Genomic DNA, 25,385 nt, shown 5'->3' on the forward strand with positions numbered 1-25,385 from the left:
GGATTGTCAGGTGAGAGAAGCGACCGGCACGGCGAGCGTGTCGGGCGCGGGCTGGTGGTGGGCGTGCCAGTGCTCGGCGATGTCGATGCGCCGGGTCAGCCACACGCCGTCGTGCTGGGCGACGTGGTCGAGGAAGCGGAGGAGGTCGGCGGCGCGCCCTGGCCGGCCGCTCAGCCGGTTGTGCAGACCGATGCTCATCATCTTCGGCTGGTCCCCGCCCTCGGCGTACAGCAGGTCGAAGGCCTGCTTGAGGTAGGCCGAGAAGCTCTCGGACTGGAAGCCGTAGCCGTTGACGTACCGGCCGTCGTTGTTGTCGAGCGTGTAGGGCACCACGAGGTGCTGGTGCCCCTCGACCGTCTCCCAGTACGGGAGGTCGTCGGCGAAGGAGTCGGAGTCGTAGCGGAAGCCGCCCGCCTCCACGATCAGTCGACGAGTGTTGGGCGACATGCGGCCGGTGTACCAGGCCTCGGGACGTCTGCCGGTGGCCTGCTCGTGAACCTCGATCGCGCGGGCGATGTGGCGCCGCTCCTCGTCCTCGCCCATCTCCGCGTAGTTGATCCAGCGCAGTCCGTGGGAAGCGATCTCCCAGTCGGCTGCCTGCATCGCCGAGACCGCCTCTGGGTTGCGCGCAAGCGCCTCCGAGATGCCGAAGACCGTCACCGGGATGTTGCGCTCGGTGAGCGCCCGGTGCAGGCGCCAGAACCCGACTCGCGAACCGTACTCGTACTGGGACTCGACGTTGAGGTTCCGCAGGTGCGGGATCTCCTTGGTGGGCTCCTCGGTGAGGAACGCCTCGGAGACGGAGTCCCCGTGGAGGATCGACCGCTCGCCGCCCTCCTCGTAGTTGAGGACGAACTGGACGGCCACACGTGCCGCTCCCGGCCAGTGGGGGTCCGGGACATCGTTTGCGTACCCGATGAGATCGCGAGGGTACATCTGTCCTTCTTTCGCTCGGCGCAGCTCTGGGCCCTGGCGGATCGCTCTGGCGTCATCCGCCAGGGCGTCGGTCATCAGTGACCAAGGCCCGTCAAACCTGGCACCCCCGTGGTGGCCTTGTCAAGTCCATGGGCGACGTGCTCGAAGGTCTGATCAGTGATGCCGATCGAGATGTCCGCCCATGTTGACGGGGGCGCCCAAGTGTCCGCTACGATGCGGAGCAGTGACAGACATCTGTCAGTGCTGCCGACTGAACGACGCGAAGGGGCTGTTCGATGGCGAACGATCGAGAGGAAGTGCTCAGGGCGCTGCTTGCCGTGCTGGCCAGCGCACCAGGCCCGATCGGCACGCGTGCCGCTCGACTCGCCCTCGAGGAGATGGGCATCGCCGTCAGCGAGTCCTCGGTGTCCCGACGTTTGCGTGAGCTCGATGAGCGCGGCTGGAGTGTCCCCGTGGGGGCCAAAGGCCGCGTGCTGTCGCCCGACGGTCAACGACGCCACGCAGCACTGGAGTTCTCCGACCGCACCACGGCCTCCATCGGACAGGCGGTCGATGTCCGCGACGTGCACGACCTGCTCGACCTGCTCCATGCCCGCAAGGCCGTGGAGAGCGCGGCTGCCGCCGATGCCGCCACCCACGCGAGCACAGCCGACCTCGACGACCTACAGCGGCTCGTCGCGCAGCACCGTCAGGCTGTCGGTACCCCGGACATGGCGCACCAGCCGGGGTTGGACCTGCACCGCAGAGTGGCCGCCATCGCCCCGAACCGCATGCTCAAGACGCTCACCGGGCTCGTCCTCGCTCCCCACCTGGACCGCGTCGAGTCGGTCCTCGACATCGTCCTCGGCTCTGACTCGCACCAGAGCGACGTCGTCGAGGAGCATCAGCAGATCGCCGACGCGATCTGCTCACGCGACCCGGAGGCCGCGGAGCGAGCCATGGACGCGCACTTCGACAAGATGATCGATGCCGGCCAACGCCTCATCGTCGGCGAGAGCGCCTCGGTGGTCAGCCGCCTGCTCAGCTGGATGGAGACAAGCGCCCACTCGGGCCACATGCATGTTCCGGAGGCCTCCCGCATCTGAGCCGCTCGTGCCACGGTGGCGCGCCGCATCTGCCCGAGGTAGGCATGGAGCGGCGGGTGACGAGAGCGATGGGAGCGAGCAGCACATGACCGAGGTTCTCGAGGCCGGCGCGTGGGGCGCCCTGGGCGGCGCAGCGCTCGTCATCGGCGCCGCCGTCGCCTGGTTCGTCCGTGTGCCCGCCGCCGTCGTCGCCGGGGTCATGGCCTTTGGGTCCGGCGTGCTGATCTCGGCGCTGGCCTTCGAGCTGGTCCAGGAGGCGGCCGACGTGGGCGGCGTCGTCCCTACCGTCGTCGGCTTCCTCAGCGGTGCGGTCGTCTACATGCTCGCCAACGCGCTGCTCGCTCGTCACGGCGCCCGACACCGCAAGCGCTCGCAGCGCCAGCAGCCCCGCGAGGAGGAGCACAGCGGCAGCGGCGCCGCGATCGCCGTCGGAGCCCTGCTCGACGGCGTGCCCGAGTCGGTCGTGCTCGGCGCGAGCTTGCTCGGTGGCGGCGGGGTGAGCACCGCCGTCGTCGCCGCGGTGTTCATCTCCAACCTGCCCGAAGGGCTCTCCAGTGCCGCCGGGATGAAGAAGGCCGGACGCAGCGCGCGTTACGTCTTCGGGGTGTGGGGCGGGATCGCGCTCGCGAGCGCCGTCGCCGCGGCGCTCGGCTACCTCCTGCTGGGCTCCGCCTCGCCCGAGGTGGTTGCAGCCATCACGGCGGTGGCGGCGGGCGCGATCCTCACCATGCTCGCGGACACGATGATCCCCGAGGCCTTCGAGCGCGCCCGCACGCTGACCGGCCTCATCGCGGCCGTCGGCTTCGTCTGTGCCTTCGCGATCAGCCGGGCAGGCGGCTGACGCCGCAGCCATGCGGATATGACGGGGCTGAGCAGGCCGGGCCGTCCGGACTCGGATGGGGCTGACGAGCCGCACGCCGTCCATGTCGTGAACCGAGCGACTCGCTGCCAGAGTAGGGCTCATGGCGTCCACACTTCGACGGGCGGGGATCGCGACCGCCCTGGTCGCGCTTGTGTCAGCAGGTTGTTCCGGAGGGAGCCAGGACATCGTGACGACGACCGCTGGGCAGTTCTACCAGGAGCTCACCCGCGGCGACGGTGATGCGGCGTGCCACATGCTCGCCCCCAAGACCCGCGAGGAGGTCGAGGAGTCAGCGGACGCAGCGTGTGCCACCGCCATCCTCACACTGGAGATTCCCAGGGTTGAGGCCGCCAAGGACACCGATGTCTTCGGTGACCAGGCGCAGGTGACCCTTGACGCCGACACCGCCTTCCTCGCGCGGTTCCCCGACGGGTGGAAGATCGTCGCCGCCGGCTGCACACCGGACGGTGACCTGCCCTACCAGTGTGAGATGCAGGGGTCCTGATGCGGGCCATGTTCATCGGTTACCTGCTCCTCGTCGGGCTCGGCCTGGTCTACTTCGTCGTCATCGGCCTCCTCCAGCGATGAAGGGGATGAGACACCATGCGTGAATTCGTGCGCGCGAACGGGCTCGGCCTCGTCTTCGGAGCGCTGTTCCTCCTGTCCGTCGTCGGACAGGCGTTTGCCGGGGTGGCGGAGTTCAACGACGCCCAGCTCGTCGGCGGATTCGCGCCGGTGTCGTTCGGGCAGTACGTCACGTCGTCGGACTTCGCAGTCGATGTCGCCGAGAACTGGCAGAGCGAGTACCTGCAGTTCGTCACGTATGTGCTCTTCACCGTCTATCTCGTCCAGAAGGGCTCGCCGGAGTCCAAGGAGCTGCCCAACGAGGGCAGAGAGTCGGACAAGGAGCAGAAGGTCGGCCCCTACGCCTCGGACGACTCACCGGCGTGGGCGCAAGCCGGCGGTTGGCGCACGGCGGTGTTCTCACGTTCTCTCGTCACGGTGATGGGCCTGATCTTCTTCGGCTCCTGGCTGGCGCAGTCCGTCGCAGGCTGGGCAGCCTGGAACGTCCAGCGCCTGCAGAACCTCCAGGACCCGCTGACCTGGGCGGAGTACCTCAGCGCTCCTGACTTCTGGTCGCGCAGCCTGCAGAACTGGCAGTCGGAGTTCCTCGCCGTCGGGTCCATGGCCGTCCTGAGCATCTACCTGCGCCAGCGGGGCTCCCCGGAGAGCAAGCCGGTGGGCGAGCCACACTCCTCCACCGGCGTGTCCGGCTGACCCGCCTGTCAAAGAGCTGGCCTCGCGTGCGATCGGGAGGGAGATCAGGGTAGGTGGTCCCCGTCGATACCATCCAGGCAGCGCGACCACTGCCGAGGACCGGCCGCCGGCCTCACCAGCACAGGCAGAACGGGTGCCCCGCCGGGTCTGCGTACACCCGGAACGTATCCGTCGCGTTCCCGTTCTGGGACCCCTTGAGCAGCCGGGCGCCGTGCGCGATGACGTGCTCGTGCGCCTCCTCGATGTCATCGATCCACAGGTCGAGGTGGATCTGCTGGGCGTTCCCGTCGGGCCACTCCGGCGGCGCGTGGTCCGGCGCCAGCTGCACCGCCACGAACGGCTTGCCGTCGACCACCACCTCGTGCCAGTCGTCGTCGGCCTCGATGGTGCCTCCGAGCACCCCTGCCCAGAAGCGGCTCTCCTCGTCCATGTCGGCGGCGTCGAACACGACGAGATGGTGCTTGATCTGCATAGCGGCCTCCTTGCTCGCGTGGGGACACGCTAGTCGCCGCCACCCCGCCAGCGCGAGGGCTGGACGTCCCGATCTCAGGCGACCGCTGGCGGCTCTCCGCGCCTCAGGGACGCACATCCGGTACGTCGGGACATGACGCCAGGTGCGTTCAGACGACGGGGTGTGCGTCCGAGGCGGAAAGGGGCGCGACTATCAGACGCGCAGCAGCGCCTTGATCGCGCGGCGCTCGTCCATCGCGCGGTACGCCTCGGCGGCGTCCTCGAGCGGCACCTCGAGGTCGAACACCTTGCCCGGGTCGATGTGCCGGTTCCAGATGAGGTCGATGAGCTCGGGCAGGTACGCGCGCACGGGCGCGGGCCCGCCGTGGAGGTGGACGTGGGAGCCGAAGAGGAGGTTGCCGGGGATCTCGACGTCGTGGGAGACGCCCACGAAGCCGACGTGCCCTCCTGCACGGGTGGAGGCGATGGCCTGGAGCATCGCCTCCTGCGTGCCCACGGCCTCGATGACGGAGTGCGCGCCCAGCCCGCCAGTCATCTCCTTGACGACGGCGGCACCCTCGTCACCCCGCTCGGTCACGATGTCGGTCGCGCCGAACTCACGGGCCAGCGCCTGCCGGTCGGCGTGCCGGCTGAAGGCGATGATCCGCTCGGCGCCCATCTCACGGGCGGCGAGCACCCCGAGCAGCCCCACGGCCCCGTCCCCGACGACGGCCACCGTCCTGCCCGGCGCCACCTGCGCCGCGGCGGCCGCGAACCAGCCGGTTCCCAGGACGTCCGAGGCAGCGAGCAGGCTGGGCACCAGCTCCGCCGCTGGCTGGCCCGGCGTGGTGACAAGCGTGCCGTCGGCGAGCGGCACGGGCAGGTACTCGGCCTGCGAGCCGGTCATGCCGACGCGCTGCACGCACGCCGACTGGTACCCGGACCGGCAGATCTCGCACGTGTTGTCGGACGCGATGAAGGAGCCGACGACGAAGTCGCCCACCTTGACCTCGCTCACCGCGGACCCGACCTCCTCCACGACCCCGACGTACTCGTGCCCCATCGGCCGCGGCCGCCGGATCTCGTCGGCGCCGCGGTAGGGCCACAGGTCCGAACCGCACACGCACGCCGCGGCGAGCCGAATGATCGCGTCCGTCGGCTCCTGCAGCGTGGGCATCGGCAGGTCCTCGACACGGACGTCGCCGGCTCCGTGCATGACAACTCCGCGCATGTGGTGCTCCTGCTCGTCGGTTCGGACTCCCAGGTTCACCTCCCGCGCGCACCGGCACAACCGCTGACGACGACGGCGACCACCTCGCCAACCGGCGAGGTCGCGCCCGTCGCAGGGGTCACCGGCCGGCGAGGCGGTCCGAAGCGATCGACGCGGCCAGTCGCCCGCTGCACCACCCGCCTCGCACAGCGGGCGAGATGCGCTCTCAGAGGGCCTCGCCGGCCTCCTCGTCGGCGCCGATGAGCTCCCGCAGCCGCGCCTGCACGGCGGCTCGCTGCGCCATCACGCTCACCTGCCACATCGGAGCAGCCCGCATCGCGGCAACACTCTGGCCATACTCGTCAACGCCCATGGGGTCTCCCCTCCCGCCCGGGTGCCGGCGCCCACTGGTGCCGACCCGCCCCACCGTAGTCGACAAGGCAGGAGTGCTCACGCTCTCAGGCTGCGGCCGCGGCGTCAGGCGTCGGACGACGCGACGACGCGACGACGTCGTACACGAGGCGCGTCGCCGTCGACGTGGCCGTCACGCTCCGCTGCACCAGCGACCGCAACGGCCGCTGCCAGGCAAGGTGGGAAAGGTCCGGTCGAGGGAGGACAGACGCACCGACTCCGGCGGTGCATTCGTGACGATGCGAACGCAGGAGTGGCGGCTTCCCCCGCCCGTAGCCCCGCGACGGCACGCACGATGTGGGAGCGCGCCATGAGAGTCTCCTGCCACACGGGAGCGGACCGCGTCTCGGGACGCAGCTCCTCCGCAGGTGCGGGCGGTCTACGCTCCTCCGGGCCCTGGACGGGCCGGATCCCACGACGAAGGCAGAGGTTCGTGTTCACCAAGACCATCCGCGCAGGGGCAACCTCCCTGACCGCACTCGCGCTCGCCCTCTCGCTCGCCGCCTGCGGCTCGGACGAGCCGGAGCCCGAGGCAAGCACCGAGCCGACCACCCAGGAAGCCACCTCCGAGGCGACCACTCCGGAGGCCGAGCCGAGCGCCACCGAGGAGAAGGCACCGGAGGAGACCGCCCCCGCCGACTCGGAGGCAGCCCTCGACGAGTACATCGCCCTCGAGCAGGCGCAGCTGGAGGCGGCGGGAGACTCGCTGGCCGACGTCTACTCCGAGGTCACGGTCACCCCGGAGTACCCGGACACGGCCGTGTTCACCTACACCTACGCGCAGGAGGTGCCCGCCGAGGAGGCAGCGGCGCAGCTCGAGAGCATGGTCGGGGACCTCAAGGAGCTCTGCGAGACCGCGGTCTTCCCAGCGATGGAGTCGATGGGCGTCGGCCCGAGCCAGAAGGTCACCTACATCTACAACAACCCCGACGGCTCCGAGATCTGGAGCCAGACCTTCGAGTCGTAGGGCCCGGGCAGTGACGTCCACGAGATAGCGTCGTGGACGTCACTGCCGCGCCTGGCGGCCGACTGAGGAGGACCAGTGCACCCCTTCGACGAGATCACCGTCGACCAGCTCCGCGCCGCGGGCAGCACCAAGTGGACGACCTTCCCCGATGCGATCGGCGCCTTCATCGCCGAGATGGACTTCGGCGTCCCACCCGCCGTGGCGGAGGTCGTGCGCACCGCCGCGGACAGCCAGGCGATGGGCTACCTCCCGGCCGCGGACCGCGCCGCCGCGAAGCGCGCCACCGCCCACTGGCTGGCCCGCAGCTTCGACTGGCAGGTCCCCGAGGACACCGTCCACCTCCTGCCCGACGTCCTGTCCGCTCTGCGCATCGCCGTCCAGCGCTTCACCCCGCCCGGCTCCCCCGTCATCGTGCCCACCCCGGCCTACATGCCCTTCCTCACCGTCGTGCCGGCCGTGGACCGGCAGGTCATCGAGGTGCCCTCGCTCCTGGAGGAGGACGGACGCTACCGCCTCGACCTCGAGGCCATCGACGCCGCCTTCGCCGCCGGCGCCGGCCTCCTCGTCCTGTGCAACCCGTGGAACCCCGTGGGCCGCGTGCTCACGCGCGAGGAGCTCAGCGCCGTCGCCGAGGTCGTCGACCGCCACGGCGGGCGCGTCTTCTCCGACGAGATCCACGCCCCCCTCGTCCTGGACGACCTCCCCCACATCCCCTACGCCTCCCTCGACGCGCGCACCGCCGGCCACACCATCACCGCCGTCGCCGCCTCCAAGGGCTGGAACATCCCCGGCCTCAAGTGCGGCCAGATGATCCTCTCCAACCCCGACGACGTCGCCGCCTTCGCCCCGTACGCCACCGACGCCGGGGACACGGTCGGGCTCCTGGGCGGACGCGGCGCCGTCGCCGCCTACACCGAGAGCCAGGACTGGCTCGAGGACGTCGTCACCTACCTCCGCGGCAACCGCGACCTCCTCGTCGAGATGGTCGACCAGATCCCCGGGCTGCGTGTGAGCCCCGTCGAGGGCACCTACATCGCCTGGCTCGACTGCCGCGAGCTCGACCTCCCCGGCGGCCCCGCCCAGTTCTTCCGCCGCGAGGCCGGCGTCGCCCTCACCGACGGCACGAGCTGCGGCCGGGGCGGCGACGGCTTCGCCAGGCTGATCTTCGCCAGCCCGCGGCCCGTCCTCGAGCAGGCACTGACCCAGATGCGCGACGCCGCAGCTCGCCGCTGAGCCGACCGGCGAGCATTGCCGGCCCCGAGCGGCTCAGGGCGCCGCGGTCTCCGCCTTGACGGGACGAGCGACGAAGACGACGGCACCGGCGGTGACCACGCCGGCGACGACGGCCCACCACGGGAAGTGGCGCACCTGCGACGGACCACCGGCGAGCGCGCCGTCCGGGGTCTCCACCCGCTCCGCGACGACGACGATCCGGTCGGTGTTCATCCCCAGCGGCGTGCACGTGATGAGGGTGAGCAGGTCCCGGTCCAGCTGGACCGGCTGCCGCTCGGCCTCCCCCGGAGGCAGCACGTCGTCGCTGATCGCCTCGTAGGTGAGCACCTCACCGGCGACCTCGAGAATCACCTCCTCCCCCACCTCCATCTCGTTGAGGTAGGTGAACGCGGTCGCGGTCGCCAGGCCACGGTGCCCGCCGATGACGGCGTTGGTCCCCGGCCCGCCGACCGGCAGGCTCGTGCCCTCCACGTGCCCGAGCGCGCGGCTCAGCACCTCCTCGCTCATGCCGTGGCGGATCGGCTGGTCCAGGTCGATCGACGGGATCCGCAGCCGGGCCATGACGTCGGTGTCCCCCACGGTGAGGATCGAGGGGTAGTCGTCCTCGTCGAGGTCGATGCCGTACAGGAGGGCCTCGTTGTACTCGTGGGCGCGCTCGGTCATCCGGGCCCGGCCGGCGGGGTCGATCGCCCGCACGGCGCCGGCCAGCTCGTCGTTGGCCCGGTTCTGCTCGATCTGCTGCAGCCACATGGCCATCGGGGCGTACAGCATCACCATCGCCCCACCCCACACCATGAGCGCGATGACCAGGCGCGTGGTCCTGCTCAGCGTCCCCACCGGGTACCTCCCACCAGCAACGGGCTGCGGGGCGGCCCGTGGGAGCCGCCCCGCAGCGCGGGTCTACCGCTGTGCGCGGACCGTGCGTCGCTTGCTCACGACGGCGATCCCCACGCCTGCGCCGATGAGCCCGAGACCGAGCAGCGCGGCACCCGCCATGCCCGCGGCGCCGAGCACCGGCAGGTCGACGCCGGAGCGCTGGGCGTTGGCGATCTCCACCCGGTTCTCACCGGTGACGATGGTGACCGGGTCGATGGAGCCGGAGGCGGTGTAGCCGGCGGGCGCCGTGGTCTCGACGAGGTGGACGGTCGTGCCGGCCGGGAACCCCGGAAGCAGCACGGTCCCGTCGCTGCCGGTCGTGAACTCGCTGACGAGCTGCCCGCCGACAAGCATCTCGACGGCGTGCTCCCTGTTCTTCGCGTCGTCGGCGTTCGTGTAGGCCTGGAAGACCGCACCGGCGAGCGGCGCGTCCACGTCCCCGGCCACGTGCTTGTAGATCTCCAGGGAGCCCCAGGACATGACCGAACGGGGCGCGAAGCGCGCCTCGCCGATGGCAAAGGCGGCCGCGTTCTCGATCGTGCCGTCGCCGATGGCCACAACGGTGGTGTCGAAGGAGGCGATGAGCGTGGCGGCCGGTGAGGCCTGCTGCGCCAGCTTCGTCAGTCCGCTCGGGGTGAGCGTGATCGTGAGGACCCGGGCCTCGTAGGAGACCGCGTAGTCCCCGGCACCGAGCCCGGCGTCCGGCTGGGTGGTGATCCTCAGCGAGTCCGGGACGTACTGCAGGCGCGGGTCGAGCGTGTCGGTGACGACGTACCGCGACAGTGGCTGCCCCGCCGTCGCCCCCTCGGGCACCGAGCCGGTGAGCGTCCAGGTGGCACGGTCCCCGACGGCGAGCGCCGCGGAGGCGTCCACCGTCTTGTCCGCCGTGGCGATCGAGCTCTTCGGGAACACCGCCACGTCGTAGAGCCAGCCACCGGTCACCTTCTCGTCCGGGTAGGGGATCGTCACGAGGAAGGGCATCGTGCGGGCTGCGACGTGCGCGGGGCCGGCGGTCGGCGTGACGTAGTACAGCCCGAGGTCCAGGTCCTCGAACGTCGCTTCCCCGCTCGCGCCGGTGGTCCGGACCCCGGCGGGCTCCATGACGGCGCCGCTCTGCTCGATGGTGGCCGCGTCGGCGCCCTCGATGGCCCGCCAGCCCTGTGGGGTCGCCAGGTCGACACGCTGGCCGCCGTACTCGGTGACTCGCTGCAGGGTGAGCTCGACGCCCTCGATGGGCGCGGACTCCACCCCCTCGGCGGTCCGGCCCTGCGCGGTGACCGTCAGCTGCCCGCGAGCGCTGGGGTCGATGTTCGAGGGCGCGGCGTCGGCCGGTGCAGCAGCCGCGAGGCCGGGGAGACCGACGACGGCGACAGCCGCGATCGCGACGGCGGCGCCGAGCCGCTGACGGAGAGTGACCATGGTGTTCCTTCTGTTCGTCCGGCGCGGGGCCGGCTGTGGGGCCGACGAGATCGTCGCCGGCTCTCGGTGTCGTACGGGCGAGACGGGCGCAGTCACGCGACGGTCCCGGTGCGGCGGCGCCGCAGGACGGCGCCGGTGAGGAGGCCGGCGGCCATGACGGCGGTCCCGCCCATGAGCAGCGAGGTGGTGCCGGTGCCACCGAGCGCCGGCAGATCGACCGGCCTGGGCCCGAAGCTGACGAAGCGGTAGACGCCGTGGGCGCCGGCGCTGACCGACACCGCCGCGGGGTCCACGCGCACCCAGTGGGACAGGACGGCATGGTCCGGGGCGTCTGGGGTGGGGCCCACGTAGCGTTCGACGGCGGTCTGCAGGAGTGGCGCCGCGACGCCGTCGGCCAGATCCTCAGCGAGCGCGTAGGCGTGTCCCGGGCGGACGCGGAAGGTGTTGCCACCGCCGGGGGCCTGCGCGCCGGGGACGGTGGTGGCACCGAGGCCGGCCACCCCGGCGCTCGGGGTGGCGCTGAGGCTCCAGTCGGCGGGCGTGAGGTCGGTGTCGCCGGTGATCAGCGTGAGCAGCGTGAGCCTGGCGCTCACGTTGCTGACGGCGCAGGTCACGTGGGCGAGGCGGGGGACGACGACGGCGTTCGAGGTGACGTCGACGGGCACGTCTGCTCCGCCGTCGGTCCGGGTGCACCGCCACTCACCGTCCTGCACGTACTCGGGCGGACCGTCGCGCGCCGCGAGGGTGTAGCGGGTGCCCGCTGTCACGGTGCCGGTGGCGCCGCCCTGTCCGCGGAGGGCCTCGGCGCCGTCGGGGGCGGTGGCGGTGAGGGTCCAGTCGGCAGGGTCGCCGTCCGGGACGTCGTTCACGAGCGTGAGGACGGGGCCCGGCTCGGCGCTGAAGCTGTTGGTGGCGACGACGGCCCGTGCCGTTCCCGAGCCGATGGTGAGGTCCGCGGTGGTGACGGGAGCCCCGTCGACGGTGAACCGGACGCCGTCGAACACCGCTCCGTCCGGCACCGTGAACCGCCGTTCCGAGATCGCGACACGGGTTCCGGGCGCAAGGCCGTCGAAGGTCCGCGACTGGCCGCCGGACAGGTGCACCACCTCGGCCGTGCCGCCGATGGTCACGTCGAAGGCGAAGGGTACGCCGTGGGCGAGCCCTGCCCCCTCACCCGCGACGGCCTTGGCGAGGGTGAAGCTGCCTGGCGGGCTCACGCAGGGAAGCGCACCGAAAAAGGCGTGATGGCGGATCTCCCCGCCGCCCGTCGTCGTGACGTCGCGGGCGAACCACTGACCGTTCGTGCTGATCTCGGAGCGGAACACGAGGTCGGCGTGCGGGGCCCAGATCGATCCCAGCTCGAACCCGTCGATGGTCACCGTCCCGGTGACGTCGGACAGGTCGAGCAGGATGTGCCGCGCGTAGGACTGCTGCGCGCCGGCCACGGCGGACCAGCCCTCGATGTTGACCTGGCCGACGGTCGTGGTGCCGGCGGGGACCTTGATGATGAGCGGAGCGTTCACGCTCGGCACGTAGCGCTGCGCGGCACCCTCGAGCTTGACCACCTTGCCGTGGACCTCGTCGTAGGACAGGACGTTGGGCCGGGTGGTGTCGAAGCCCGCGACGTAGGCGAGGCCCCAGTCCTCCCGCACGTCGACGACGTTCACCAGGGACGTCGCCGGCTCGTCCAGTGCCGCCAGACACTGACTGGTCCGGTCCAGCTCCGTGACGTCGACGTAGGCCCCGACGCCGGCGCGCTCGGTGACCACGTGCTTCGCGAGGACGTCGGTGGTGTGGGGAAGTGCCTTGAGGTCCAGGCGCCCGCCGCTTCCGTTCACCACCCTCGTGAACCCGGCCTCCGGTTCCGCGCGCAGCCCGGTGACGTCGACGAGCTTGGCGGCGCCTCGGGACTCGGGCGAGCCCGGGGGTGCGTTGTCGTTGGTGAGGTCGATGCTGCCGCCACCCGTGAACTGCCCCGCGAGGATGCGCACGGGCCGGCCGTCGACTATCGGCAGGGTGTAACCGGGATCGCCCGCCGCGTGGTGCCGCACCGGGTAGCTCTCCCGGCTCGACACGCTCCCGAAGGCGGCGACGGACCCCTCGAGCTCACCGTTGCCGAGACTGGCATCTCCCCGCGCCACGATGGTGAAGCCGTGGTTGTTCTCGAAGGGGTTGAACGTCTCGGTGTCCGCCTGTGCGGGCATGACGGCACCGACGTTCCAAACGGCGAGCGCCGCGATCGCGATCGCTGGGAGCTTGCCGAACCGTCTCCTCCGCCCACGCATCGCAACTCCCCCCCTCTCGTCATGGACCTGGGGGCCTGCCGCAGCACCGCCGCGCCCCCTCGTGCTTTAGAACAGTATTGTTTTCATACTTTAGTAGGAGCCGCATGCAATGTGACCAAGGTCATGCATGTGGCCGCTCCAAGCCGGGGCATACCGGACACACCGGGCAGGTCTCCGGCGGCGACGCGTCGGTCGGACGGTCGGGGGTCCGTCCGCGACGGCGACGCGTCGGCGCTCCCCTGCGATGCGGCGCGCCTGTCGCCGAGCGACGTCCCCGGGCCTGCGCGTGAGCCCGGCCGAGGGCACGACGTAGCGTGGAGGCAGCACCCGTCAGTCGAGCAGAGGAGTTTCGTGAAGCCCTGGCCTGAGTTCGTCCCCCGCCTGGTGGCCACCGACATCGACGGCACGATCCTGCCGCACGGAGGCACTGTCAGCGCACGTACCCGCACCGCGCTGCAGGAGTACGTCGAGCGCGGGCTGGACGTCGTCCTGGTGACCGGTCGACCGCCACGGTGGCTCCCGCCCGTCGTCGAGGCGACGAGCCTCACCGGCCCCGTCATCGCCGCCAACGGTGCGATGGTCGTCGACGCCCAGAGCTTGGAGCCGATCGAGATCAGCGCGATACCGCCGGAGCAGGTGGTCGAGGCGGTCGCCAGGTTCACCGCGGAGCTCCCGGATGCCGCCTTCGCCGTGGAGACCCCCGGGGAGCTGCGAGTGGGGCCAGGCTTCGAGCGGCTTCGCACCGAAGGTCGCCGCGAGGGCCTCACACCGGACGAGCCTCCTGTCACGCAAGCGTCCTCGGTCGCCGAGCTCCTCGACGGCGCGGACATCATCAAGGTCATGGTGCTCAGTCCGGCGTCGGACCCGGACGAGATGCTCGCCACCGGCCGCGCCGAGGCCGGAGACCTCGTCAGCGTGACCCGCTCGGGCGTCGGCAGGCCGCTCCTCGAGCTCGGCCCGCACGGAGTCAGCAAGGCCACGGCCCTCGCGCTGTACGCCCGTGCCCGGCAGATCGACCAGGCCGACGTCGTCGCCTTCGGGGACATGCCCAACGACGTGGAGATGCTGCGCTGGGCGGGTCACGGCTTCGCCATGCACGGCGGGCACGCCGAGGCGCTGGCCGCGGCCGAGCACGTCGCCCCGCCCGTCGGTGAGGACGGCGTCGCCCAGGTGCTCGAGGCGCTCCTCGTGCAGCGTGCCGCCCTCACCCCCATCGCCGACAGCTGACCTGCTCACGTCACAACGAAGCATCGACGGGAGGTGGGTGGCTTGCGGTCGTCAGTGGCGGCTGTGGGCAAGGAGGCGGCACACGGTGTCGGTCGCCTCGGTGACGAGCGCGGCGGCATCGTCCCCGTCGAGCTGAGCTCGTCATGACGGCGAAGGGCGGCGTGCCCGCTTCCGCGGCCCCGGTGTCCTCGCCGCGGCGTCAGACCTCACCGACACGATGGGCCCGTGACTCAGGAGCTGCTCTCGTGGGACGCGCACGCCGCGTCGTGGCAGCCCGTGCTCAACGAGCGCCCTATCCCCCACCGGCGCGCGCAGGTGAGCAGCGGCATCCCCGTCCCGGTGACCGCACGCGTCGAGTGGGAGCGCGACGGCGTCGAGGAGATCGACACGGTCGTGTGGGCATGGACCACGCGCGCCGTCCTCGTGGAGCTGCACGACACCCGGCGTCAGACGATCGGTGTGTGGCTACCGGCGTGCGACGTCCGGCGGCGCCAGTCCCCCGTCTGAGTAGCGCATCACCTCTCCGGTGGTCTGGTCACCACCACGGCAGTACGCGCGCGCCCAGGACGTCGACCAGGGCGACGTCGCCGCTTTCGACGACTTGCCCAATGACGTGGAGATCCTGCGCATGGCGGCCACGGCTTCGCCATGAACGACGCCACCTCGAGGCACGAGCCGCGGCGCAGCACGCCCCTCCCGTGAAGGACGACGGTGTCGCGCAGGTGCTGGAGACCTTCCTCGCGGCACGCTCCTTGTGCAGGCGACAGGTCCACACAGGCCTCAGCGGCCGTCCCGGCGGCCTAGAGGGAACTCAGAGCCGTGACACTGTGTCGCTGTCGGTGGCCACGCCTCGAGTGTCGAAGAAGCGCTTGGCGGCATCGCCCAGAGCGTTGACGTCGTAGTCGCGGTGGTGCTGCAGCAACATGACCAGGTCCGCGTCTGCCACCGCCTCCTCGAGGTCGGCCACCCGCTCCACCGAGGAGCCGTTGGTGTGCCAGGTCTGCACGTGTGGGTCGTGGAAGGTCACGACTGCGCCCTTGTCGGCCAGGTGCTTGGCGACCGGCACGGCCGGCGACTCGCGCTGGTCGGCGATGTTCGGCTTGTAAGTCACGCCGAGCAGCAGGACGGTCGAGCCCTTCAGCGCCTTGCCGTCCTCGTTGAGGATGTCCTGGGCCCGATGGACGACGTAGGCCGGCATCGTCGCGTTGATCTCCTGGGCCAGCTCGACGAAGCGGAACGGGTATCCGAGGCGCGCGCGCACGTTGTAGGACAGGTAGTTGGGGTCGATCGGGATGCAGTGCCCACCCACGCCAGGTCCCGGGTAAAAGGCCTGGAACCCGAACGGCTTTGTCTTCGCGGCGTCGATGACGTCCCACAGGTCGATGTTCAGCTCATGGCAGAACCGAGCCATCTCGTTCACCAGGGCGATGTTGATGTGGCGGTAGGTGTTCTCCAACAGCTTCGCCATCTCCGCCTCGCGCGACCCCTTGGTCCGCACGACCGTGTCCACGACCCTGCCGTAGAACGCGGCCGCGGCCTCGGTCGACTCGGGTGTCACGCCGCCCACGACCTTGGGGGTGTTCTTCGCTCCGAACGTCTCGTTGCCCGGGTCGATGCGTTCCGGGGAGAACGCCAGGTGGAAGTCACGCCCGGCCCTGAGACCACGTGCCTCGAAGACTGGCTGGACGACGTCTTCGGTCGTTCCCGGATAGGTCGTGGACTCGAGCACCACCAGCTGGCCCGCCTTGAGGTGACGGGCGATGTCCCCCACCGCCGCACGCACCGCGCTCAAGTCGGGGCCGCCGTCCTCGCCCAGCGGGGTCGGCACGCAGATGACGATCGTGCTGGCTCCGGCCAGCACCGACGGGTCCGAGGTCGCGCTGAAGCCGCGCTCGACCAGCCCCGCGACCGACTCGTCGGACAGGTCGTCGATGTGCGAGACACCACCGTTGAGGCCGTCGACGACACCTTGGTGCACGTCATAGCCGCGAACCGACATCCCGGCGTGAACCGCCTCGTACACGAGCGGGAGGCCCACATAGCCCAGCCCCACCACGACAAGGTCCACGCTCATATCCGTACTCCCCGTATGTTGCCATCCGATCATGCTGCTACTCCCGCGACGCTACCCCGATCGGCAGGTGTCCGGGGGACCTCCTCGCCACGTGTGACGGATTCCAAAGGCCGTGGTCGCTGGACCGACTGGGCCGGCGGCGCACCCGCCGTCGAAGCACCGGCATCCCCGTCCCGGTGACTGCACGCGTCGAGTGGGAGCGCGACGGCGTCGAGGAGATCGACACGGTCGTGTGGGCATGGACCACGCGCGCCGTCCTCGTGGAGCTGCACGACACCCGGCGTCAGACGATCGGTGTGTGGCTACCGGCGCGCGACGTCCGGCGGCGCCTGCAGCCACGCTGAGGACCGCGCCGGCTCGGGCCGGCGGTGGTTCAGACGGCCTCCTCGCACTCCTCGTCGACCTCGATCGCCTGTCTCAGCCGTGCCCGCACCACCGCATACTCGGCCGCCAGGACCACACGCCACAAGGGCGCTGCTCGCATCGTCGTGCCATCGTCAAACCCGTTGCTCACGGTCCGCCCCCCGCCCGTGTCGACACCCCCCATGGAGTCGACTTGATCGACACTAGACGATGAGCCGGCCGTTCACACGCTCGAGGTGGCGCGCACCGAGTCGTCGTCCGCCGCCACTGGTGCTAGATGAACTCTTCGACGTCTCCGGACTCGCCGCTCGGCAGAAGCGAGCCCACCGTGTGGATGCCGCCCTCGTCCGACAGAGGGTCGCCCCCCGCATGCGTCGGCTCGGCCGAGCCCTCAGACAAATACTCTCGCCGCGTACCCATAAGGCCGCCTTCCGGTTTCGGTGTGGTCACCGCCCGGTGTCGAGTCAATTGATACCATGCGTGAGCCACGTTCCGCCTATCTATCCAGGACATTCCCGCAATGCGGTCAGGTGCGACTGGAAGCCAGGCTGCGTCGCCTTGTTTCCCATTCTGCGGAACAACTTCTCACCGTGCTATGGACATCTGATCACGGCGTGAGCCGTCATCATCGGCCAAAGCCCTCAAACGGAATGCGCGCCGATATCGTGTTCCACTGACGGGAGACGAACGGACACCGCCCCGGAGCTGTCACGAGGACAGCTCCGGGGCGGTGCGGGCCCGATCCGCACCGCTCACGGGCGGTGGAGCGGTACAAACCGGGGTCCGGGTCCCTGCCCGCACCGCTCCCGGGCGGTGGAGCGGTGCGGGCAGGGGGTCTGAGAGGTGGCTAGCCGGCCGGGATCACCTCGATGGCGCTGACCTTCGGCTGGTTGACCGTGGCCGAGAAGTCGATGTCCAGGTTCCCGTCGGTGACGGTGACCGGGACGTCGACGACGTAGGCCGTCGCCGGTGCCACCTTCGAGTTGAGGTCGAGGTTGACGATCTCCGCCGGCCCTCCCTCAAGGTTGACGCTGAACACCCGCTTGTTCAGCCCGCCGGCGCCACCACCGGGTGCTCCGTGGTAGATCTCGGCGAAGTGCAGCCGCACGAGGTACTGGCCGCCGTTGACGCCGATGTCGTACCCGAAGGACCCGAGGTTGTTGGTCGAGCTGCGCTCCGTGAAGTAGAGCGCGTCGTCCGCGGTCCCGGCGATCGAGGTCACCGACGGGTTGGTGTAGGTCTTCCCGCCGCTGAACATCGTGTCTGCGAGCCACTGCACGCCACCGGTGGTCGTCACCGCACCACCTCCGGCGTTGATCCGGATCGTCGCCTCGTCCACCTCGGGCAGGGCCACCTCCACCGGGGTGGCGGTCGTGGAGACCGTCCCGGAGATGTCGACGGCCAGCACCCGGTAGTACCCGGTCGCTGCGGCAGGCGGGTACGCGTCGGTGAACGAGGTCCCGGTGAGGGCGGTCGCCCCGGTCAGGCGGGACCACGGCCCGGACTCGGACAGTGCCCGCTCGACGTGGTAGCCGACGACGAGCTTCTCGTCGGTCGCGGTCCAGGACAGCTCGACCGACCCGTCGCCGACCTCCGCCTCCACGCCCACGGGAGCGGCCGGGGCCGTCGCCGAGTGCGGGGTGACGGGCAGGACGTTGGTGACGAGGTAGACGTTGTCCTGGAAGTCGCAGTTCGTCGGGCCGGTGCCGCACTGGTTCGGCGAGGCAATGTAGTCGTGCCCCACGATCCACGCCCCGGCCACCGCGTTGCCGTCCCGGTCGATGACCGGCCACGTCTTGGACGCCATGTAGTTGGCGTTGTTCGTGGTCTGACCGTTGACGACGATCCCGAAGTTGCCCGACGGGTTGGCACTGAGCTGCGTCGGGCCACCCCCGCCGTTCAGCGGGAGGATCGACTGCCCGTACGCCGCGGCGTGCGTGGCGGTCGTGCCACCGATGTTGATCGTCTCCGTCTGCCCGCAGCAGCCGTGGAAGGCGGCCAGCTGGCGCACGACGACGGGCTTGGCGGGGTCCGCCTTCTTCCACTGGAAGGAGCGCACCTCGTCCCCGTTGAGGGCGGACGTCCGCATCTCGTCACCGTTCTTCAGGTTGCCGATGTCGGTCGTCCAGCCGTACAGCGCCGAGATCTGGTTGAGCGTGAGCTCACTCCCGCCCTCGGGTGCCGTCATGTACCCGCCACGGACCTGGATGGTCGTGATCGGGTTCGTCGGGTCGCTCGAGGTGAGGACCAGCTGTGCGGAACGGATGCCCTTGCTCCCGGAGTTCGCGACGAACGCGACCTCCAGGGGCAGGGAACCGCCCGGCTCGACGACGAACGGGGTCGTCGGCGCTCCGGTGACGGTGAACTGGGTGGCGTTGCTGCCACCGAGCGAGACGTCCGTGATGCGCAGGTCCTTGTCACCGGTGTTGGTCACCGTGACGGTGGCCTTGTCGATCACCTTGTGGGCCACCACACCGCTGTTGATGCGGTGGAGGGTGATCCAGTCCTCGGACATCCCGGGGATCGGCGCACCGCCCTGACGCGTGACCTGCTCGTTGCGGATGGCCATGGTGCCGCCGACGTCGAGGATCTCCAGGGAGATCTCACGGACGGTGGTCCGCCCCTCGCTGTCGGTGGCGGTGACCTCCAGGACGTGCTCCCCCAGGCCGAGGGTGAAGGGCTCGGTGTAGTCCACCGGCTCGCCACCGTCGACCGTGTAGGTGAGCGACGCGAGGGTCGAGGCACCGGGGGCGTCGGCCGAGATCGCGATCTCGACCGGGCCACCGCTGTAGGAGTCGGCAAGTGCGACGCCGTTGGCGGTGACGGCGACGGCGGGCTTGAGGAGCGCTGCACCCGTGATGCGGATCCAGTTCACCTTGGTGTTGGTGCCCGAGTTCGTCATCGTGAGCTTGCCGTCGGTGACGGTGACCGTCCCGCTGCCCGTCGTGAAGGGCGTCGCGCCGGTCGGGGCGAAGCCGTCGACGATCGTGACGCCCTCCACGGTCACGCCGTGGACGGAGTCGGTGTAGCCGGCGTCCCCGACGGACACCTCGACGCCGTACGTCCCGTTGCCGAGCGCGTACTCCCAGATCCCGTTGGTGTAGGTGGGCTGGGTGGCGGTGTCGAGGAACGCGAAGGACTTCCGCACGTTCTCCGAGGGGTAGGTGACGCCGACGATCGGGTTGGCGCGGTAGCGCGTGGCCACCGTCCGGTCCACCGGCTGCCCGTTGGCCGCGTTGAGCCAGCCGTACCCGCGGGTCGCGGAGTACGCCTCACCGGTCTCCACCGTCCACCCGGGGGTGGTCGGTGCCGTCGCCGGGGCGAAGGCCATCTGCACCGTCTCGGTGGGGGTGGGCTCCTCCCCGCCGAGGCCCTCGCCGTCGATGGTCACCCAGGCGAGCTTGGTGTTGTGCCCACCGCTGGTGATCGTCAGGCGACCGTCGGTCACCTGAACGGTGCGCACACCGGTCTGGTGCGGGTTGGCGCTGGTCGGGACGAAGCCGGTGATGACCGGCTGCCCCTCGGCGAGCACCGTGTGGGTGGAGTCGATGTAGCCCGAGTCACCCACGGCGGCCGCGACCTCGTAGGTGCCGTTGGGCACCTCGTACTCCCACGTCCCGTCCGTCAGCGACGTCACCTGCTTGTTGTCCAGGATCGTGAAGCTCTGCAGGAGCGGGTCGTTGACGAAGGTGATGCCCGACGTCGGTGCCGTGCGGTAGCGCATGGTGTCGGAGCGGTCGGTGGGCGTGGTGCCCACCAGCCACCCGAACCCGGCCTCGGCGTCGAACGCGGCGCCCGTGTCCGCCGTCCAGCCCGCGGGCGTGGGGGCGGCCACCGTCTGGAAGTTGACCTTGACGGCAGCACCGTCGCTCGGGTCGTCCGGACCCTCGTCGACGTCGAGCGGGACGACGTCGACGTAGTTGATCTTCGTGTTCGTGCCACCGACGGCGTCCACGGTGAGGAAACCGTCGTCGACGACGACGTCGGCCGTCGCGGTCGTGTGGCGCGTATTGGTCCCCGCCGTGCCGCTCGGGACGAACGGGGCGATGACCCGCTCCCCCTCGAGGTTGATGACGTGGCTCTCGGGGTCGGAGTTGACCGTCGAGTCACCGGCGGCCACCGTCACGCGGTAGGTGCCCTCGGGGAGCGCGAGCTCCCAGTAGGCCCGTGCCTTGACACCGTTGAAGGTGGCCGGGATGTCGGCCGCCTGCATGTGCATCAGCGTGTCGAGGCGCTGGTCGGACTGGGAGGTGTTGCGGTCCCGCCCGTTGCCCGGACCCGTCGTCCCGCCGACGCTGAGGTCGACCGGGCCGTTGGTGGTGTGGTCCTTCCAGCCGTAGGTGAGCCCGGTGCCCTGGTCGGTACGCGTCCGCGCACCGAAGGACTGGCCGAAGTCACGCAGGTAGCCCGTGGGCAGGGCAGCCGCCTCGTTGGAGAAGTTGACCTTGATCGCCTCTCCCACCGGCCCCGGCTCGACGGGCGCGTCGCCCGCCGGACGGACCCCGGTGACCAGGAAAAGGTAGTCCTGGTAGTCACCGTTGCTGGCGTCCTCGAAGGCCACAATGTAGGCATTGCGGATGAGCGTGCCCTGGCGGTTCTTCGCCGGGTAGATGCGCGCCCGGTGGGCGTCCGCGGCCGGCGAGTTGAGCCGGTCCTCGGTGTAACCGAAGCGGTCGAACTTGTCGGAGCGGTAGAAGAAGCCGAACTCCGCGGTCCCCGGGTCGAAGCTCGTCGAGCCACCCGCCGTGATGGGCGGGAGGAGCGACTGGTACCCGGAGGTGTCGATCTGCGCGATGGCGTTCCGCTGAGACGCGGCGCCGTCGCCCGTGTACCAGCCGAAGGGCAGGTGCTCCTTCGGTGCGTAGTGAGCGAGCGGCAGCATGTTGACCGGGGCGGTGCCGGCCTTGACGAACAGCGGCTCGAGCACCTCCTCGCCCTTGGCGGCGGGGTTCATGCCCCCGGCGAGGTTGGTCCAGCCGACGTTCACCTTGTACCCGAGGGTGCCGAGGACGTCCTGGAGCGTGGGCTCCTTGCTGCCCTCGATGCCCGCCATCGCCAGACCGAACAGTCCGACGTCGATCGTCTGGTCCCCGGCGGTGACGCGCAGGACCGCGGACCGCTGGCCGACCGTGGAGCCGGGCTTGAACGCCACCGTGAGGGTGGTGCTCTGTCCGGCGGCCAGCGTCGTGGCGCCGCCCGTGACCGTGAACTCACCGGGGTTGGACCCGAGGAGCGTCCGGCCCAGGGTGACCGACTCCGTGGACTCGTTCGTCACGGTGAGGGACTTGCCCGGCGCGGTGGTGTTGATGACCGTCGAGAAGACGAGCTCGTCGGCCGAGACCGCCATGCTCGGGGCCTGCTGGTCGGCCGGCACCCGCAGGAGGTACAGCTTCTGGTTGCTCCCGCCACGGTTGTACTGGTTGACGTACAGGTTGCCCGTGCTCGGGTCCTCGACGACCTCGAGCGGGTCGTCGAAGCCGTCCACGCCCGTCATCGTCGAGTTGGGCACGCCGGTCAGACCCGTGGAGGTCTGCTCGCCGAGCACCTTGCCGGTCTGAGAGTCGACCTGGAGGAACAGCAGGTCGTTGTTGTTGGAGAACCGGGTGACGAGCAGGCGGCCCTTGAGCTGGCCACCGAAGGTCTCCGAGGTGTACTCCAGGGCGCCGTTCGGGGACTTGTTGAAGCCCAGGTCCCACTCGACACCGCGGTAGTTCGGGTCAGGGAGCTGGCCCGAGGGGTACTTCGTGCCGCCCTGGCCGGCCGCCGTGGGCGGGTTGGCCGGGTCGTTGCCCTCGTGCAGCACCCACTCGCACCGCTCGGGGTTCGGGTGGCCGTAGTAGCCGCCCTCCTCCACGCGGTACAGGTGGTCACGCTGCGTCGGGTGGTTGCTGATCGCCGGCACGTTGCCGCCCGTGTAGGGCTTACCGTCGATGCGGTGGTCCGTGCAGGCCGCCGTGGCGTCCTTGTTGTTGACCGAGGAGAAACCGGGGATGCCCGCGGCCGCCTTGCGGGTGAAGGTGCCGTCCGCGTTGACCGTGACGCCGGGGCTGTTGGCCCCGCCGGCCGTGCCGTTGGTGGGCACGTACAGGTGGCCGTTGGAGTGCCACACGAGGTCGTAGGCGTTGCGGATACCGGTGGCGTAGATCTTCAGCGGCGCGTCCTTCTTGAACGGGTCGTAGGTGCCACCCTCCGCGGTCTTGACGTCGATCGGGCCGTTCCCGTTGATCGCTGCCGCGATCTGCGGGTGGTTCTGGTCCCACACGAGGGTCGCAGCGGTGAGGAGGGTCTCCCCACGCTGGCCCCACGAGTTGTCGAGGTCACCGGCCGCCTGGTTGGAGCCCTGGAGGACGTAGAGACGGCCGTCGGGCCCGTAGGCGAGGGAGTTCGTCAGGTGGTCGGACTGCGAACGCGGCAGGTTGTCGAAGATCTCGACCTCGTTCTGCAGGTTCTCCCCGCTGAGCAGGCTGATCCCGCTGACCCACTTGTTCGTCTCGTTGCTGACGTTCGGGCTGGTCTTGGTGACCCACAGGCGCAGGTCGTCCGCCGTCGAGTTGCGGTCGAAGACGAGACCGATCATCGCGAAGCCCTGGTAGCCCAGGTTCTCCATGTTGGACAGGGTGCCGTCCTCGTTCACGGTGAACCGGAACAGGCCCTGGCCGATGGTGGTGCCGTACATCTTGCCGTCCGGCCCGAAGGCGAAGGACGACCAGTACTTGCCCGCTCCGATGGGCAGCTCGACCTTCTGGAAGTTGATGTTCGTCAGCGGCGTGAACTCGTCACCACCACCGACGACCTCCCCGTCACCGGTGGTGAACACCGAGGAGAAGGGGACGAAGGCAGCACCGAAGTTGTCCTTGACGTTGCTCGTCACGACGAACCGGTAGGCCGTGTTGGCCTTGAGGACACCGGTCGGGTCGAGGGAGATGACGTCGTTGCCGCCGGAGGTCCCGACGGTCACCGGGACGGGCGTGCCCGAGGGCAGCTCGACGAGGTGGACGTTGCCCTGGAGCGTCGTCGGGTCGACACCGACGCCCGCGTAGGGGATGCGGATCGTCGAGGAGACGCCGTCCGTGACGTCGTGGTCGAAGCCACGGTTGTTAGGTCGCACGGTGTCCACGTGCGGGGCGAACGGCACACCGGTGACCTCGAGGTAGGCGAGCTTGGTGTTCGTCCCACCCTCGGGGCTGATGGTGAGCCGGCCGTCCCAGACACCCACGGTCACGGTCGCGACGTGGTACTCCGCGGCGGCCGAGCCCACGAAGGACTCGATGCCGACGGCGGACTCGACGTTGACGACGTAGTTCGAGTCGTAGCCGTTGGTGCCGCCACCCTCGTCACCGACAGCGACGGTGACCTCGTAGAGGCCGTCCGGCACCGCCAGCTCCCACGTGCCCTCCGTGTCGACACCGTTGGTGCCGACGACGTCGCCGTACTGCATGTGGATGATCGAGTCGAGCCGCGGGTCGATGCCCGCTCGAGCCCGGTCCCGGGCGTTGCCGACGAGGCTGATGGGGTTGCCGTCCGCCGTCGTCCAGCCGTAGACGAGACCCGAGCCCTGACCGGCGCCGGTGCGGGCGCCGAACGCCTCACCGAAGTCGCGCAGGTAGCCGGAAGCGACCGGGTCGGTCGCCGTCGTGAAGTCGACCTTCACGTCGAGGTCGTTGACGGGGCGAGGAACCGCGTAGGCCTCGACCGACGTCTCGGACTCGTTGCCGGCCGCGTCGACGGCGGTGACGGCGTAGAAGTACGTCGTCCCGTTCGTCACGGCGGCGTCGGTGTAGCTGAGCGCGGAGACGGGCTGCGCAGTCAGGGGCTCCTGGTCCTTCGCACCGCCACGCTCGAGGCCACGGCGCACGACGTAGCCGACCACGTCCTCGGACTCACTGGCTTCCCAGGTGAGCTCGACGACGCCGTCCGCGGCCTCGGCCGTGAGAGCGGCCGGAGCCGACGGGGCCTCCGTGTCGGGTGCCGCGAGGATCGTGGCAGTCGTCTCGTTCGAGAGCGTCGACAGGCGGCCCAGACCATCGACGGCGGTGACCGCGTAGTAGTAGGTCACCCCCGGCTCGGCGGTCTCGTCCACGAAGCTCGTCCCCATGACCGCGGTGGCCCCGGAGATCGGAGCTCCGTCGGTCGTGACGCCGGCCTCGGTACCGCGGTACACGTAGTAACCGACGACCGAGGTGGTGGCGCTCGCCGTCCACGTGACGCCGATGGTCTCGGCACCAGCCGAGGCCGCGACGTCGGTGGCCGGGAGGATCTGCTCGATCGTCACCTCGACCTCGTTGGAGGCCACGGACTCGTTGCCCGCGGCGTCGACGGCAGTGACGACGTAGTAGTACGTCTGTCCCGGGTCGACGTTCGGGTCGAAGAAGGACGTGTCGCCGAGGAGAGTCGCACCGGAGTACGGCACGCCCTCGGTGACGACGTCCGCCTCGAGGGAGCGGTAGACGCGGTAGCCCACCGTGTCCTGCGAGACGCTGGCCTGCCAGCCGAGCAGGACCGTGTCGGTCGCCGTCGCGGTGAGCACCGTCGGCGCGACCGGAGCGGTCACGTCCTGGGCACCGGTCCGCTCGTAGCTGACCGTGACGCGGGCTGCGCCGGTGGCCTCGTAGTACTCGACGACGACCTCGTGGGATCCCCCATCGAGCTCAGCCTGACCGGTCTGCAGAACCGACCAAGAACTGGCACGCCACTTGTCAACAACGAGCT

At 70.2% G+C, this 25,385-nt stretch carries 18 protein-coding genes; 9 read left to right on the forward strand and 9 right to left on the reverse strand.

All coding sequences use genetic code 11. The features are described from left to right. Positions 1-6: 6 nt before the first annotated feature. Positions 7-936, reverse strand: a complete 930-nt coding sequence (puuE, locus tag M3148_RS02080) for an allantoinase PuuE (RefSeq protein ID WP_251302979.1) — start codon at positions 934-936, stop codon at positions 7-9. Between the two features lie 275 nt (positions 937-1,211). On the opposite strand from puuE, the gene M3148_RS02085 reads away from it, so the two are divergent. From M3148_RS02085 to M3148_RS02100, 4 genes are all read left to right on the forward strand, one after another. Continuing rightward, the gene (locus M3148_RS02085) at positions 1,212-2,021 is read left to right on the forward strand and encodes an FCD domain-containing protein (protein WP_251302980.1); all 810 of its coding nucleotides are present in this window, start codon (positions 1,212-1,214) and stop codon (positions 2,019-2,021) included. A gap of 85 nt (positions 2,022-2,106) precedes the next feature. Then, positions 2,107-2,862, forward strand: coding sequence for a ZIP family metal transporter (locus tag M3148_RS02090; RefSeq protein WP_251302981.1), 756 nt, complete (start codon positions 2,107-2,109; stop codon positions 2,860-2,862). A gap of 208 nt (positions 2,863-3,070) precedes the next feature. Beyond that, positions 3,071-3,388 carry a hypothetical protein gene (locus M3148_RS02095; RefSeq protein ID WP_251302982.1) on the forward strand — a complete coding sequence of 106 codons (318 nt, stop codon included), beginning with the start codon at positions 3,071-3,073 and terminating at the stop codon, positions 3,386-3,388. Positions 3,389-3,486: 98 nt separating this feature from the next. Continuing rightward, positions 3,487-4,161 (forward strand): DUF6766 family protein, encoded by a 675-nt coding sequence (locus M3148_RS02100; RefSeq protein ID WP_251302983.1) that lies wholly within the window; start codon positions 3,487-3,489, stop codon positions 4,159-4,161. 112 nt (positions 4,162-4,273) lie between these two features. Here the strand turns inward: M3148_RS02100 and M3148_RS02105 are convergent, their stop codons facing one another. The 3 genes from M3148_RS02105 to M3148_RS02115 form a co-directional block, all read right to left on the reverse strand. After that, the gene (locus tag M3148_RS02105) at positions 4,274-4,633 is read right to left on the reverse strand and encodes a VOC family protein (RefSeq protein WP_251302984.1); all 360 of its coding nucleotides are present in this window, start codon (positions 4,631-4,633) and stop codon (positions 4,274-4,276) included. A 192-nt stretch (positions 4,634-4,825) separates the two neighbouring features. Next, on the reverse strand, positions 4,826-5,842 hold the full coding sequence (locus M3148_RS02110) for a zinc-dependent alcohol dehydrogenase family protein (RefSeq protein WP_251302985.1): 1,017 nt from the start codon (positions 5,840-5,842) through the stop codon (positions 4,826-4,828). Between the two features lie 205 nt (positions 5,843-6,047). Then, positions 6,048-6,194, reverse strand: coding sequence for a hypothetical protein (locus M3148_RS02115; RefSeq protein ID WP_251302986.1), 147 nt, complete (start codon positions 6,192-6,194; stop codon positions 6,048-6,050). A gap of 471 nt (positions 6,195-6,665) precedes the next feature. Here M3148_RS02115 and M3148_RS02120 point away from each other — a divergent pair, with 471 nt between their 5' ends. Continuing rightward, positions 6,666-7,199: a hypothetical protein gene (locus M3148_RS02120; protein WP_251302987.1), complete on the forward strand. Its 534-nt coding sequence runs from the start codon at positions 6,666-6,668 to the stop codon at positions 7,197-7,199. 75 nt (positions 7,200-7,274) lie between these two features. Further along, the gene (locus M3148_RS02125) at positions 7,275-8,432 is read left to right on the forward strand and encodes a MalY/PatB family protein (protein ID WP_251302988.1); all 1,158 of its coding nucleotides are present in this window, start codon (positions 7,275-7,277) and stop codon (positions 8,430-8,432) included. 33 nt (positions 8,433-8,465) lie between these two features. On the opposite strand, the gene M3148_RS02130 is transcribed toward M3148_RS02125, so the two are convergent. The 3 genes from M3148_RS02130 to M3148_RS02140 all read right to left on the reverse strand — a co-directional run bounded on the left by M3148_RS02130 (position 8,466) and on the right by M3148_RS02140 (position 12,931). Beyond that, a complete protein-coding gene (locus tag M3148_RS02130) occupies positions 8,466-9,269 on the reverse strand; it encodes a class C sortase (RefSeq protein WP_251302989.1) in 804 nt (267 codons plus the stop codon). A gap of 63 nt (positions 9,270-9,332) precedes the next feature. Then, positions 9,333-10,727 carry a SpaH/EbpB family LPXTG-anchored major pilin gene (locus M3148_RS02135; protein WP_251302990.1) on the reverse strand — a complete coding sequence of 465 codons (1,395 nt, stop codon included), beginning with the start codon at positions 10,725-10,727 and terminating at the stop codon, positions 9,333-9,335. A 92-nt stretch (positions 10,728-10,819) separates the two neighbouring features. Further along, entirely contained in the window at positions 10,820-12,931 is a 2,112-nt protein-coding gene (locus M3148_RS02140; RefSeq protein ID WP_251302991.1) for a collagen-binding domain-containing protein, read from the reverse strand. 432 nt (positions 12,932-13,363) lie between these two features. Between M3148_RS02140 and M3148_RS02145 the strand changes: the two genes are divergently transcribed. Both M3148_RS02145 and M3148_RS02150 read left to right on the forward strand, forming a co-directional pair. Next, positions 13,364-14,239: an HAD family hydrolase gene (locus M3148_RS02145; RefSeq protein ID WP_251302992.1), complete on the forward strand. Its 876-nt coding sequence runs from the start codon at positions 13,364-13,366 to the stop codon at positions 14,237-14,239. 225 nt (positions 14,240-14,464) lie between these two features. Next, positions 14,465-14,746 carry a hypothetical protein gene (locus tag M3148_RS02150; RefSeq protein WP_251302993.1) on the forward strand — a complete coding sequence of 94 codons (282 nt, stop codon included), beginning with the start codon at positions 14,465-14,467 and terminating at the stop codon, positions 14,744-14,746. 304 nt (positions 14,747-15,050) lie between these two features. Here the strand turns inward: M3148_RS02150 and M3148_RS02155 are convergent, their stop codons facing one another. Beyond that, complete coding sequence (locus tag M3148_RS02155; RefSeq protein WP_440136883.1) at positions 15,051-16,346, reverse strand: nucleotide sugar dehydrogenase; 1,296 nt, start codon at positions 16,344-16,346, stop codon at positions 15,051-15,053. 143 nt (positions 16,347-16,489) lie between these two features. Between M3148_RS02155 and M3148_RS02160 the strand changes: the two genes are divergently transcribed. Beyond that, positions 16,490-16,657 (forward strand): hypothetical protein, encoded by a 168-nt coding sequence (locus tag M3148_RS02160; protein ID WP_251302994.1) that lies wholly within the window; start codon positions 16,490-16,492, stop codon positions 16,655-16,657. 866 nt (positions 16,658-17,523) lie between these two features. Here M3148_RS02160 and M3148_RS02165 read toward each other — a convergent pair. Next, positions 17,524-25,227, reverse strand: a complete 7,704-nt coding sequence (locus tag M3148_RS02165; protein WP_251302995.1) for a malectin domain-containing carbohydrate-binding protein — start codon at positions 25,225-25,227, stop codon at positions 17,524-17,526. Between the last annotated feature and the right edge of the window lie 158 nt (positions 25,228-25,385).

This window comes from Georgenia satyanarayanai (genome assembly GCF_023715365.1).
Lineage (GTDB): Bacteria > Actinomycetota > Actinomycetes > Actinomycetales > Actinomycetaceae > Oceanitalea > Oceanitalea satyanarayanai_B.

What these genes read in the sequence shown, in the direction of transcription:
- puuE (WP_251302979.1), bottom strand. Translation starts at nt 936, where the DNA reads ATGTACCCTCGCGATCTCATCGGGTACGCAAACGATGTCCCGGACCCC.
- M3148_RS02085 (WP_251302980.1), top strand. Translation starts at nt 1,212, where the DNA reads ATGGCGAACGATCGAGAGGAAGTGCTCAGGGCGCTGCTTGCCGTGCTG.
- M3148_RS02090 (WP_251302981.1), top strand. Translation starts at nt 2,107, where the DNA reads ATGACCGAGGTTCTCGAGGCCGGCGCGTGGGGCGCCCTGGGCGGCGCA.
- M3148_RS02100 (WP_251302983.1), top strand. Translation starts at nt 3,487, where the DNA reads ATGCGTGAATTCGTGCGCGCGAACGGGCTCGGCCTCGTCTTCGGAGCG.
- M3148_RS02105 (WP_251302984.1), bottom strand. Translation starts at nt 4,633, where the DNA reads ATGCAGATCAAGCACCATCTCGTCGTGTTCGACGCCGCCGACATGGAC.
- M3148_RS02110 (WP_251302985.1), bottom strand. Translation starts at nt 5,842, where the DNA reads ATGCGCGGAGTTGTCATGCACGGAGCCGGCGACGTCCGTGTCGAGGAC.
- M3148_RS02115 (WP_251302986.1), bottom strand. Translation starts at nt 6,194, where the DNA reads ATGGGCGTTGACGAGTATGGCCAGAGTGTTGCCGCGATGCGGGCTGCT.
- M3148_RS02135 (WP_251302990.1), bottom strand. Translation starts at nt 10,727, where the DNA reads ATGGTCACTCTCCGTCAGCGGCTCGGCGCCGCCGTCGCGATCGCGGCT.
- M3148_RS02140 (WP_251302991.1), bottom strand. Translation starts at nt 12,931, where the DNA reads ATGCCCGCACAGGCGGACACCGAGACGTTCAACCCCTTCGAGAACAAC.
- M3148_RS02155 (WP_440136883.1), bottom strand. Translation starts at nt 16,346, where the DNA reads ATGATCGGATGGCAACATACGGGGAGTACGGATATGAGCGTGGACCTT.